Origin of the sequence: Desulfovibrio sp. 7SRBS1, assembly GCF_049723905.1 — a bacterium.
In the GTDB taxonomy this organism is placed as follows: domain Bacteria; phylum Desulfobacterota; class Desulfovibrionia; order Desulfovibrionales; family Desulfovibrionaceae.
In genome coordinates this window covers 3,123,128-3,136,237 of record NZ_JBJKFD010000001.1, presented here as the reverse complement: position 1 = coordinate 3,136,237, position 13,110 = coordinate 3,123,128, and the positions used below count along the sequence as shown (strand labels likewise).

Sequence of the window (13,110 nt, the reverse complement as noted above, 5' to 3'; positions counted from 1 at the left end):
GCCTGTCGCTTTACAGGGCGTTCGTACCGCCCGCCGAAGTCTGAGAAACGAGGATACCGGCGTGAACATGAATTCAAAAGGCTGGCACAGGGATGCACTTCTTGCGGCGGTTTTCGTCTGTCTGACCATAGGGCTGTATTTTGTCCCCAACCAGTACGAAAAGCGCACGGAAGACAACGGCATGCGATGTAGGGGCCGTGTGGTCCAGGTGGACAACTCGGACATGCGCCAGTACGGCATGGTATGGACCGGCGACCAGGGCGTGACCCTGAAATTACTCGACGGAAAGTTCGCCGGACAGACCGTGTCCGGGAACAACCCCCTGATGGGGCAGATGGACCGGGACAAAATTTTTCAGGTGGGCGATACCGCCCTGGTGGTGCTGTCTCTGGATAGCGACGGCAACATCATCTACGTGAACCCGCAGGCCCATTACCGGCTGGGGCTGGAAATGTGGCTGCTGGGAATCTTCACCATGGGGCTGCTGGCCTTTGGCGGCTGGACCGGGGCCAAGGCCTTGCTGTCGTTCATTTTTTCCGCACTCATGCTGTGGAAGGTTCTGGTTCCGCTCATGCTGGACGGATACGACCCGGTATGGCTGTCGCTGAGCGTGATAACCATCCTGACCGCCTCCATCATCTTTCTTGTGGCGGGCATCAGCCGCAAGGGTCTGGTGGCCTTTCTGGGGGCATTTCTGGGTATTCTTACAAGCTGTATCCTGGCCGTGTATTTTACCGGACGCTTCCATGTGCACGGCGCGGTCATGCCCTTTGCCGAGACATTGCTGTACGCTGGATACGGCCACCTGAACCTGCAGAAAATCTATGTGGCCGCCGTGTTCCTGGCTGCTTCGGGCGCCGTCATGGACCTGGCAATGGACGTGGCGGCCTCCATGCACGAAGTGGTTGCCAAAAAGCCGGACATCGGGCGGCTGGAAGCCCTGCGCTCCGGCATGCGGGTGGGGCGCGCCGTGGTCGGCACCATGACGACCACACTGCTGCTGGCCTACTCCGGGGGCTTCATCACCATGCTCATGGCCTTTGTGGCCCAGGGCATCCCCCTGACCAACCTTTTCAACTTCATCTACGTGGCGGCGGAAGTGCTCAAGACCCTGGTGGGCAGCTTCGGACTGGTTACCGTGGCTCCGTTCACCGCCATTGTGGGCGCACTCATCTATGTTCCGGGAAAAAGAAAGGCGCGGGTCCTGAAAACAGCCACAGCCAAATAAAAACCTGCCCCCAGCTTGTAAACAACAAAAGCCACCTGACAGATCGGGTGGCTTTTTGCTTTGTAGGCTGCAGCGTTTTAAAACACCAATAACCAGCCTTTGGATTTTCCTGATTTGCCTGGTGGTATTACGTCTTTCTTCTTTTGCCTAGCCCCACACGGCTTGCAATATACGTAGCCCTAAAAATTTCTTTCTCTTTTACTATGACAGTTCCCACAACCCGGTGCCCCACAATGTACGTCACCCCAAAATCTTCTTTCTTTCTCTTTTACTGTGAACCCCACATCCCAGGCGGCTCAAAAAGGTACGAAAGCGAGGCGCAAAAAAAAGACGGGACCGCCGTGTATTCTTCCATACACAAGGGCCCGTCTTTTTTGCAGCAACAAAGCTGGCGAACCTTTTTCAGCCGCCTGGAAATTTATACAGTCTTGCAGCGTAAGACCTTCATCCCCGCTTCGAAAAGAATCTCCGCCTTGTCCGGATAAATGGTCTTGCGCACCGAGCCGACGCCAAAAATCGGATGTTCCACCAGGGAACCCTTGGAAAGTTCAACAGACATGGAATAGGTAAGCGGCTTGCCTTCAGCCGTTTCCGTGGTCAGGTTTTCCCATTCCTTGTGCAGTTGGGCAGCCTCGGCAGCTTGTTTTGCGGCCTTGGTCGTGCGCGTCGTTCCGGTACGCTTGGTCGTGGTTTTCTTGGCATCGCTGGCGGAACGATATTTATGAACGCCCTGGCAGGTGTCGCACTGCACCTTGGCAATGGACCCGTCGACCATGGCGACGATGGTATGTTTTCTTTCATCACCACACTTGGTGCAGCGGCAGACTATCGACTCGCCTGCGGCGAGACTCGTTTGTGACATAATAAAATCCTTGAGTCGTGGTTCGGAAGAAATCCGGCAAAGACAAATCCCTTTTCTCCGCCGGAAATTCCTATGGTAGACGTTCGGAAATTTCGCGCAAGGGGGTTGACACGATTTTTTCACAGGCAGGGGAAAACTTTTCTGTAATTCCCGGACATCCCAGGCAAAAAAATAATTCCGGCCTCAAACGGCAGCCTTTTTAAACATATTACAACAACTTCGCCTCTCGGTACATTTTTTCCTGGCAGCTCATGGCGGCCTTCATGCTGGAGACATGGACGAACATGCGCTCGTACGAAAGGCTCGGGTTGCGCATCACCAATGCCTCCAATATTTCATTATGGGCATCGTCGTTATGCACGTACGGATCTGAAAAACCGAAAAGTTCGGCAAACACGGCGGTAAAATTCATGAAGCTGCGAATGGAAATGTCATAAAAAGGATTCCCGCACAGTCCGCCCAAGGTCACATGGAACGCCACGGTGTTCTCCACACGCTCTTTGCTGCTTGTGGATGCGGCCACCCTGTCGTTGATGTCTGACAATACCTGAAGATCCATGGAGGAGGCATGGAGCGCCGCCAGCTTGGCGGCTTCCGGCTCGATGAGCAGGCGGGAGGACATGAGGTCGGAAATCTTCATTTTCCCCATCAGGATAAGGTCGCCAAAAAGATCGCCCAACATGCCGGATTCCAGAATATTTTTGACGAACGTCCCGCCGTTCTTTCCCCGTCTGGATTCCAGATACCCCTGGGCCTTGAGTATGCCCAGGGCTTCGCGAACCATGGCCCGGCTTACAACGAACTTCTGGGCCAGAACCTCCTCGGGCGGTAGGCTGTCGCCCGGTATGTACTGCTGCAGCAAAATTTCCCGTTTCAAAGCGGCCACGACTTCCTCGCAGCGGTTGGAAGCGGGAGCTGTATAGGTTTTTGTCATCGGTGAGTACCCTCCACTCTACAATCTAAAAGAAGTAGTCGAAAAGATCCACGCTGTCGAATGTGTTTATTGATGTCCTACTTTCTAACCCTTCCTCTTGCAGCAGCTTATCCCTTGCTTCCGTAACAAACCGGTCTATTTTTTGGATATCAACATTTTATACAAGGAAAAAAACGAAATTAGCAAAAAAATCCATTTTCGCTATTGACCTAATGTCAGACATTCAATAGCCTGCCCGAAATTCGTTAAAGAAAAGCCATATTCCGGCCAATGCCAAATAAGGGAGAATTTTCAATGAATCCAGTCAGGAAGCTCTGTACCCAGAATGCAGGTGAGGCGACTGTTCTTCAGGGAAACATGGCCTTTGCCGTGGGCTGCGTCCGTTCGGGCATCCACGCTGTGGACGGATATCCGGGAACCCCGAGTACCGAAGTCATAGACAGGGGCCTGAGCCAGGTTCAGGATATGCTCTCCGTGGGCTGGTCCGTAAGCGAGGCGGCCGCCGTGTCCGTGGGACATGGCTATTCCCTGGCTGGCAACGACTGCGTTGTTACCATGAAGATTCCCGGCCTTTTCCAGGCGGGCGACCCCTTCAGCAGCTCCGCCTTTTTCAACGGAGACAGGGGCGCGCTGGTCTACTACGTTGCTTCGGATTTCACCCCCAGTTCCACGCAACACCTGGTGGACCCGCGTCCCTTTATCAAAAGCTGCTTCATCCCCATCCTCGAGCCCCGCAACCACCAGGAAATGCACGAGGCAGCCGGACGGGCTGCGGACATAAGCCGCGCATTCAAGACCCCCGTGGTCATCCTGGCAAGCGGAACGCTCTGCCACAGCGAAGGACTGGTCCGCCTTTCGGACATTGCCAAACGCGACCGTGTGGAGCTTTCCGCACCGCTCAAGTCCTTCAACACCCTGCCTGTGGCTGCCAGGGCAAACTACGAAAAAGTCCTGTCCCACCGGTTGCCCGCACTGCAACAAATGGCCGAGGAAAGCCCTCTCAATACATGGGAAAAAGGCTCGGGCAAGGTTGGCGTCATCACCTACGGCGCCACCGAGATGATGGTGCGCGAAGTCAAGGAATCTTTGGGCGAGGATATCGACATTCTGTCCCTGGGACTGACCTTTCCCCTGCCCATGCAGCGCATCCGCGAATTCTGCCAGGCCATTGACGGCGACGTCCACGTTATAGAGGACGGCTACCGCTTTGTTCAGGAAGAGCTGGAACGCTGCGGTTTGCTGGTAAAGGGAAAGGCCCCGTCCGAAAGCCTCACCGAATGGACCCCGACCCTGGTCGCCTCGCGCCTGGGGCTGAGCCTGCAGATTAGCGAGGCCGCAGGCGTGGCACCACTCAAACGCCCCCCCATGATCTGCGCCGGATGCCCCTACCGCCTGTTTGGCGAAACCGTTCGGCAGATGCGCAAAAAGGGCAAGATAGAAGCCTGTTTCGGCGACATCGGCTGCAACACCCTGCTCTATTTCATGGATGCCCTGGACACCAACGTAGCCATGGGAACCAGCGAGTCCAACCGGGCCGGATTTGTCCTGGCAAACCCGGACAAGGCCGGAAAATGCATCAGCCTGCTGGGCGACGGCACCGAATGCCACAGTGGCATGGACAGCACCCGCAACAGCCTGTTTCGGCAGGTGCCGGGGGTAAAGGTCATTCTGGACAACAATTGGACCGCCATGACCGGCGGCCAGCCCGGCCCCACTTCACCCGTAAACCTGGCGGGCCAGACCAACAGCTTCGACCTCAAGGCCTCCCTGGCCGCGCACGGCGCCAAGGTGCTGGAAGTGAGCGGCTACGACCGCAAAGCCATCCGCAAGGCCCTGACCACCGCACTCCAGAATGCTGAAAACGGCGACTTTACAACCCTGGTGGTTACCGGCGTGTGCATCCGCAAAATGCCCAAGCAGAGCTACGGCACCCGCCTGAAGGTGGATGCCGAACTGTGCAAACGCTGTGGCCTCTGCCAGATATGCCCCGGCATCCAGGCCGACGCCGAAGGGCTGCCTTCGTTCAACAACTTATGCACAGGCTGTGTAAGCCAGCCCGCGGCCTGCTCCCAGATGTGCCCGGTGGGCGCCATTTCCGTAGACGACTCGTGCGAAACCGCCCAATGCGCCCAGGTGGAACTGCCGGAAGCGCCGGACACCATCACTCTGCCCAAAGCCGGCTCCTTTGACCTGCCGGAAAGGGTGAGCGTGGCCATTCGCGGCGTTGGCGGCCAGGGCAACCTGTTTTTCGGTCGCGTACTGACCCGTCTGGCCTTCCTGGCGGGCTACGGCGACACCAACGTGGTCAAGGGGGAAACCCACGGCATGGCCCAGATGGGCGGCCCGGTCATCTCCACCTTCAGCTGCGGCAAGGTCTGCTCCCCGGTGCTTCTGCCGGGAACCGCGGACTGTCTGGTCTGCATGGAGCAGAGCGAAGTCCTGCGCCCCGGTTTCATAGACATGCTGCGCCCCGGCGGCAGCGTGCTGCTGGCAACCACCAAGGTACTGCCCTACGGCGTGCACGAGGACGCCTACCCCGCACACGACGAAATAGTGCAGACCCTGGCCGACTACAAAGTGGTGGAGATGGACGTGCTGGACGAGGCGCTTGCCCTGGGCGACGCCACCGGCCGTATCGCCAACGTGGTCATGATCGGCGCCCTGAGCATGCTGGACCCCTTTGCCGCGTTCCCGCCCGAACTGTGGCTCCAGGCGCTCAAGAGCGTCAGCCCCAAACCCGCCATCTGGACGGCCAACCATGCCGCATTCCAGGCGGGAAGACGTCTGGCCTAGTGCGAGCGACGCAAAGCCTGGCGGGTACAGCCCGCCAGGCGCGACCGGAAATTGGGAACATTCCGGAAGCGACAGAAGCGACCCTCCGCAAAATAAAGAGCTGCATTTTGCGGACAGCGCATGAGGGGCTGTTTCTTCCACCCTGCAATTTTCATATTGAAGGACCACGCAATGGAAGCGAAAACCGAAGTATCCATCGATTACGACGCCATAACCACGCTGTTCCGTGATGCGCATGCCGAAGGGCGCAACCATCTTTTCGAGTACGAGGTCTACAACCTGCTTGGCCGTTCGGGCGCGGAAACACCGCCCCGCAGCGTGCTGCTCCCGCGTGGGGCCAGGGTGACGGACGAGACGCTCCGGGGATTGCCCGGCGACAAGGTCGTGCTCAAGATCGTCTCCCCCACCATTGTGCATAAAACCGAAGTGGGCGGGGTGCGCATCGTACCCCGCGACGAGGACAGTGTACGCTCGGCCGTGCGCCGCATGGTCAGCGAGGTGCCGGAAAACTACGCCAACATGATCCGGCTCAAGCTGGCCCACGCCCCCGAGGAATACAAGGGGCTGGACGGCGACGACCTGCTGGAGGCCATCCGGGGCGACATCAAGGGCGTGCTCCTGGTGCAGTTCATGCCTCCGGATTCCAGTTCCTTTGGCAACGAGCTCATCGTGGGCCTGCGCTATACACGCGAATTCGGCATGGTGGTCAGTGCTGGGCTGGGCGGAACAGACACCGAGCTGTATGCCCAACGTTTCCGCAAGGGACAGGCCATCGTGGCCGCCTCGTGCGAGCTGACCACCGGCGAAGACTTTTTTGAGCAGTTCCGCAAGACCATCTCCTACCGCAAGCTGGCCGGGCTCACCCGCGGACAGCGCCGGGTGGTGACGGACGAGCAGCTGCTGGAATGCTTTTCCTCGTTCATTGCAATGGGCCGCCATTTTTCCCCTGGAAATCCCGAGGCCGGGTTCGTCATCCAGGAAATGGAGATCAACCCATATGCCTTTACCAACTACCTGATGGTTCCCCTGGACGGCATGTGCAAATTCTCCCTGCCCAAAGCGCATGGAAACCAACGCCCCATCGCCAAGATAGATTCCCTGCTCCATCCCAAGAAAATCGGCATTATCGGCGTATCCACCAAGCGCAAGAACTTTGGGCGGAACATTCTGGACAACATCCTGGCCGAAGGATTTGCCAGGGAAAACATCTGCATTCTGCGGCCGGGACGAGACGAACTGGACGGCATCCGCTGCTATCCAGACCTGGCCTCGCTCCCGGAAAAACTCGACCTGTTCGTGGTGGCCGTGGCCGCCTCCCAGGTGCCCGACCTTGTGGACGAGGTGATCCGCCTGGACGCTGCCGAAAGCGTCATGCTCATCCCCGGCGGTATGGGGGAAACCGAGGACAGCCACGAGCGGGCCGCGGCCGTAAGCCGGGCCATCAACGAAGTTCACGGCAAAGGCGACGGCGGACCGATCTTTATCGGGGCCAACTGCATGGGTGTGGTCTCGCACCCCGGCGGGTACGATACCTGGTTCATTCCCGAGGAAAAATTTCCCAAGAACCGCACGGCCAGAACGCACCGTTCGGCCCTTGTCAGCCAAAGCGGCGCGTTCATGCTCAACCGCATCAGCCAGTGCCCGGACCTGCACCCCGCCTACATGGTTTCCATGGGCAACCAGACCGACCTGACCCTGGGCGACATGGTCAAGTATTTCAAGGATTCCGACCAGGTGGACGTTATCGCGGTCTACGCGGAAGGCTTCAACGACCTGGACGGCCTGGAATTCTGCACCGCGGTACGCGCCGCGGTTCTGGCCGGAAAGGAAGTGGTTTTCTACAAGGCCGGACGCACGCCCGAAGGCAAAAGCGCCACCAGCGGGCATACGGCTTCGCTGGCCGGCGACTACATGGTCTGCGAGTCCTGCGTACGCCAGGCCGGAGCCATCGTGGCCCGGACATTCACCGAATTTCAGGATCTTTTTCTGCTGGCCGAGAACCTGGCTACAAAACAGCTTGGCGGCAACCGCCTGGGAGCTGTAAGCGGTGCCGGATTCGAGGCCGTGGGCATGGCCGACTCCATCCAGTCGGACGACTACCACATCCAGCTGGCCGACTTTGGCCAGACCTCCAAAAAGCAGATCACCGAGATCCTGCGCCGGAAAAAACTCGACGCCCTGGTCACCGTGGGCAACCCGCTGGACATCAATCCGGCGGCCGACGACGAGACCCACGTAACCATTGCCCGCCACCTGCTTGAAGACAAGGGCGTCGACGCCCTGGTCATCGGGCTCGACCCCTTGTCCCCCGCCATGCACACCCTGGCCGACACACCGGTGGCCGCCTTTTCCCTGGATGCGGAAGAGGGCGTGGCCCCGCTTCTGACACAGCTGGGCCAAAGCACGGACAAGCCCCTGGTGGCCGTGGTGGATGGCGGACGTCTTTACGACCCACTCCGCGATGTCCTCAATGCCGGAGGTGTTCCCGTGTTTCCCGCATGCGACCGGGCCGTGGCATCGCTTTCCCTGTACATCGAAGCGCGCCTGTATGCCGAAAGGATGCGCCACGAATAATCGGAGACCACGAGGCGGATGCAGAGGTGCGAGTGTGCGCCTGCACAGCCTCAATTGACCAATAGGTTCACGGAAGTTTCTCACACAAACCACATTTGGAGTGAAATCATGAAAGATCTGTTGAGAGCCTTTGAGGACAAGACACCGGAAATCGTATTCGAATGGCAGGACACAGAGACAGACGCCAAGGGATGGGCAGTGATCAACACCCTGCGGGGCGGGGCTGCTGGTGGAGGAACCCGCATGCGCAAAGGCCTGGACAAGCACGAAGTGGTGTCTTTGGCCAAAACCATGGAAATCAAATTTGCCATTTCCGGCCCACATATCGGCGGTGCCAAATCCGGCATCAACTTCGACCCGCAAGACCCCCGCAAGGAAGGCGTGCTCAAACGCTGGTACAAGGCGGTTATGCCTCTGCTCAAAAGCTACTACGGCACAGGCGGCGACCTGAACGTCTTTGAAATGACCGAAGTGAACCCCATCACGGAAGACTTTGGTCTGTGGCATCCGCAGGAAGGCGTGGTCACCGGCCACTTCCATCCTACCGAACAGCAACGCATCGAAAAGATCAGCCAGCTGCGCGACGGCGTGAGCATGGTGGTCAAATCTCCCGATCTGACTCCCGACCCCTCCCGCGGCTATACTGTGGGCGACCTCATCACCGGATACGGCGTGGCCGAATCCGTGCGCCATTTCTACGAGCTCTCCGGCGACACCGCCAAGGGCAAGCGCTTTGTGGTGCAGGGCTGGGGAACCGTGGGTGCGGCCAGCGCCTATTATCTGTCCGCCCTGGGTGGCCAGCTGGTCGGCATTCTCGACCGCGAATGCGGCCTGGTAAAACCCGAAGGCCTGCCCTTTGAGCAGGTGCGCGAACTCTTCCTGAACCGGTCCGGCAATACCCTGGAAAGCAGGGACGCCATCCCCGCCGACGAAGCCCTGGCCAAGGTCTGGAACGCCGGAGCGGACGTGTTCATGCCTTGCGCCGCCTCCCGCCTGGTCTCCCGCGAACAGCTGGAAGCCATGAAGGAACACGGGGTAACGGTTCTGGCCTGCGGCGCCAACGTGCCCTTCCGCGACGACGATATCTTCTACGGGTCCACCGCCGAGTTCGCCGATGACAACTTCAGCGTCATCCCGGACTTCATTGCCAACAGCGCCATGGCCCGCGCCTTCAACTACCTGATGAGCCAGAAGGTTTCCCTTGATGAAAGCGACATCTTCAACGACGCCTCCCAAACCATCTACAATGCACTGAAGGTTGTTGTGGACCGTGCTCCCGGCGGCAAGAAACTCTCTGCCACGGCCCTGGAATACGTCCTGGAACAACTGAAGAACTAATCCGAAGCTCTCCGGAGCAATGGGCCCATGGCGTGCAATGGTGCTTAACCAGCCCGCGCCATGGGTCTTCGACGCATGTTCATGTTGTGGTGCAACCAGAGGTATATTATGCAACGCCCGAACCCAAACCGGAATTCGGGAGGGAGATATCCATGCGTTCCTCAAAAATCGGTGCCATCAGCATTGTCGCCGGAACCGCCATAGGCGCAGGCATGCTCGGCCTTCCCATGGCAATAGGCAGGCTGGGATTCACCAACGGCTCGCTCGTTCTTCTGTTCATGTGGATTGTCGCCATGTATTCGGCCATGATGGTTCTGGAAGTGAACCTGGAAGTCGGCGAAGGCGCCCATTTCAACACCATGGCCCTGAAAATTCTGGGCCGACCAGGCCAGTTGGTGGCCACGGCCAGCGTGTTCTTTCTGCTCTACTGCCTGCTTGTGGCCTACATGACCGGCATGGGCAACCTCATTGCCGGGGCTACGGGCCTTGATTCCCGCCTGGGGACAATCATCTTCGCGGCTGTCAGCGCCTTTATCCTGTACTGCGGTACCAACACCCTGATCACGGTGAACAAGTTTCTGTTCATAACCATGCTCGGGGCCATGGTGCTGAGTTTCGCGGTGTTGGGCGGCAAGCTCAACATGTCCAACCTCAGCCTGGGCAAAGCCTCGCCCTCCACCCTGCTTATCGCACTGCCCGTGCTGTTCACCTCGTTCGGCTACCACGGGTCCATTCCCAGCATCGTGTCCTTTGTGGGCGCGGACAAAAAAGCCCTGGTACGAATATTCATCATTGGCAGCGCCATTCCCGGCGTCTGCTACATTCTCTGGCTTCTGCTTTCCATGGGCAGCGCCACGCCCTCGCAACTGGCGGGCATGACCAACGTGGACGCCCTGGTGGCACTCACCAGCGGCGGCTCCCACTGGGTGCAGAACATACTTTCCACGTTTACGCTGCTGGCCCTGCTGACCTCGTTTTTCGGGGTGTCCCTGGGCCTCTTCGACCTGGTGGCGGAAACCTTCAAACGGTCCAATGATTCGGCCGGACGCGCCGGAACCAGCCTGGCCGTGTTTCTGCCGCCCATGGCAGCCTCGCTGCTGGCCCCCAACGGCTTTATCGCGGCTCTGTCGCACGCCGGAGTGGCCCTGGCGATTATTGCCATCTTCCTGCCCTGCGCCATGGTCTGGAAAATGCGCTCCGAGGGCCGGAGCACCAAGTTCAGGGCCTTTGGCGGACGGCCAGCCATCATTATCAGCGCCATCTGCGGCGTGCTCATCATCGTGGCGAACTACATGTAGAAAAGGTTTTCTCGCATATTGGGATGGAGAAACCATACATTCGCCCGCACGTTCCCTGCGCTGCTTTTCAAAGCCCGGCAGAACACCATGTTCTGCCGGGTCTTTTCATGGCTGGCAAAAACCGAAGCCCCTCCCTACACGCTTTCTGAAACTCACCTGCCCGCCTTTGCCATTTCCCCGCCCTGTGCTATGCTGCCTCCATGAAGAAATACGGCAACATACTGAAATTAATCCGCATAATAGAGAACAAGACGCTGGCCGCGCCATGATGGGGTTCTCTTCCAGGCCCTCCAGGCCCTTCACGCGCCCCATACCATTAGGCCCGGCCCACCATGTCCGCCCCATGCGCAAGGCCGACCGCAACAACTTCCTGCGCGTTTTCAACCATTATGTGGAAAACGGATTCGCCGCGTATCAGGAAGAGCCGGTCTCCACCCGCTTCTTCAATTTCATTTTTCAGGAAAGCCGCAAGGTCGCCGCCTTCAGCGTCACCACCCGAAACGACACCAGAGACAACAGCTATGCCGGATTCGGCTATGTGCGCCCCTACAAACTCGGCAACATCTTTTCCACAACCGGCACCAGCACGGTTTTCTTCCTCCCGGAACATACGGGCAAAGGGCTGGGCACGCTGCTTCTGCCCCTGCTGGAACAGGGCGCGGCAAAGGCGGGCATGCGCACCCTGCTGGTCAATATCTCCTCGCGCAATCCGGGCAGCCTGGCCTTTCACACCAAGCATGGCTTTGTGGAGTGCGGCCGGTTCGCCAACATCGGCCGCAAGCACGGCCAGCTTTTCGACATGGTCTGGATGCAGAAAGAGCTGGCCTGAAGCGGTTTGCAGCCCAGCCGTTCCCCCATTCTTTTTTTCGTCTTGAAATTTGCCGCATACAGGACGTATGACATGATGCATGACACGCAAACGCTCCGACCATAACGCCGCGCACGAATCCGTGCGCTATTGGAAGCCGCAGGCCCTGGACGGCCTGGAGTGCATGCGCGCCCGCTACTACACCCAGAACTTCACCCGCCATTTCCACGACGGATACGCCGTGGGCATCATAGAACAGGGGGCCATGGCCTTCGACTACCTGGGCCAAAGCCATGTGGCCTCGCAAGGGCTGGTCAATCTGGTGGTGCCCGGAGAGATGCACGATGGCCACGCCGCAGGGCCGGATGGCTGGACCTACCGCATGTTCTACCTGGCCCCGGAACTGGTGGCCCGTGCGGTGCGCGAAATTTCCGGAAACCCCGGCCCCCTGCCTCATTTCAGGGCCGGTGTGCTTTCCGACCCGCTGCTGGCCCGCAACATCCACCATCTGCACCGCTGCATGCAGCCCGTGCAGACAGGCCCGGTGAGCCTGATGCGCCCGTTGGGGCCGGTGAGCCCGGCGGGCCGCCCCGCCATAGGCAGCCTGGAACAGGAAACCCGGCTGCTGGGCCTGCTGGCCCTGTGGATACGGCGCTATTGCGAAAATCCCCCCACCCTGCTGCGTCCCGGCGCAGAGCCGGTGGCCGTGCGCAGGGCCAAGGAGTACATGGCCGCCCACCTTGCCGAAGACATGAGCCTGACCCGGCTGGCCCGGGCCTGCCATCTCAGCCCCTTTCATCTGGCCCGCGTCTTCCACCGCAGTGTGGGCGCGCCACCGCACGCCTACCTCACCCATTTGCGGCTGAACAGGGCAAAAACGCTGCTGGGCCTGCCCGAGACCACTTCGTACCTTCCTTCTCTGGCGGAAATCGCGGCCGAGACCGGATTTGCCGACCAGAGCCACCTGACGCGCCGCTTCAAGGCCGTATTCGGCCTTACGCCGGGACAATACCGCAAGAATATTCAATACCCGTAAGCCCTTTCCGAGCCATCCTGCCCACAGTCCGGGCGCACATTCGGATACTTCTGCATCCCATGCAGCCAGAATCCGCAGGCCGGAAATTCTCCGGTCCCAGATTGATTACAAAGTTAAATCTGCCAGGCTGCTCAAAAAGGTACGAGAACCCAAAAAGACTCACCGTCGTGAGGAAAACTCAAGACTGACGCGTATTTCCTGATACGCAAAGGTTTGAGTTTTTTGAGGCAACGACGTTA

At 58.9% G+C, this 13,110-nt stretch carries 9 protein-coding genes; 7 read left to right on the top strand and 2 right to left on the bottom strand.

Annotated elements, in window-relative coordinates; genetic code table 11:
• Nucleotides 1–67: 67 nt before the first annotated feature.
• Nucleotides 68–1,228, top strand: a complete 1,161-nt coding sequence (locus ACI0FJ_RS14065; protein WP_424306572.1) for a YibE/F family protein — start codon at nt 68–70, stop codon at nt 1,226–1,228.
• 418 nt (nt 1,229–1,646) lie between these two features.
• Here ACI0FJ_RS14065 and ACI0FJ_RS14060 read toward each other — a convergent pair whose 3' ends face one another.
• Both ACI0FJ_RS14060 and ACI0FJ_RS14055 read right to left on the bottom strand, forming a co-directional pair.
• A complete protein-coding gene (locus tag ACI0FJ_RS14060; protein WP_424304528.1) occupies nt 1,647–2,090 on the bottom strand; it encodes a hypothetical protein in 444 nt (147 codons plus the stop codon).
• Nucleotides 2,091–2,298: 208 nt separating this feature from the next.
• Nucleotides 2,299–3,024: a FadR/GntR family transcriptional regulator gene (locus ACI0FJ_RS14055; RefSeq protein ID WP_424304527.1), complete on the bottom strand. Its 726-nt coding sequence runs from the start codon at nt 3,022–3,024 to the stop codon at nt 2,299–2,301.
• A gap of 294 nt (nt 3,025–3,318) precedes the next feature.
• Between ACI0FJ_RS14055 and ACI0FJ_RS14050 the strand changes: the two genes are divergently transcribed.
• The 6 genes from ACI0FJ_RS14050 (at nt 3,319) to ACI0FJ_RS14025 (ending at nt 12,871) form a co-directional block, all read left to right on the top strand.
• Nucleotides 3,319–5,817, top strand: coding sequence for a 2-oxoacid:acceptor oxidoreductase family protein (locus tag ACI0FJ_RS14050; RefSeq protein ID WP_424304526.1), 2,499 nt, complete (start codon nt 3,319–3,321; stop codon nt 5,815–5,817).
• A 171-nt stretch (nt 5,818–5,988) separates the two neighbouring features.
• Complete coding sequence (locus tag ACI0FJ_RS14045) at nt 5,989–8,391, top strand: acetate--CoA ligase family protein (protein WP_424304525.1); 2,403 nt, start codon at nt 5,989–5,991, stop codon at nt 8,389–8,391.
• Nucleotides 8,392–8,499: 108 nt separating this feature from the next.
• Complete coding sequence (locus tag ACI0FJ_RS14040) at nt 8,500–9,729, top strand: Glu/Leu/Phe/Val dehydrogenase dimerization domain-containing protein (protein WP_424304524.1); 1,230 nt, start codon at nt 8,500–8,502, stop codon at nt 9,727–9,729.
• A gap of 152 nt (nt 9,730–9,881) precedes the next feature.
• Entirely contained in the window at nt 9,882–11,027 is a 1,146-nt protein-coding gene (locus ACI0FJ_RS14035; protein WP_424304523.1) for an amino acid permease, read from the top strand.
• Nucleotides 11,028–11,292: 265 nt separating this feature from the next.
• Complete coding sequence (locus ACI0FJ_RS14030) at nt 11,293–11,856, top strand: N-acetyltransferase family protein (protein WP_424304522.1); 564 nt, start codon at nt 11,293–11,295, stop codon at nt 11,854–11,856.
• A gap of 79 nt (nt 11,857–11,935) precedes the next feature.
• Entirely contained in the window at nt 11,936–12,871 is a 936-nt protein-coding gene (locus ACI0FJ_RS14025; protein ID WP_424304521.1) for an AraC family ligand binding domain-containing protein, read from the top strand.
• Nucleotides 12,872–13,110 lie beyond the last annotated feature (239 nt).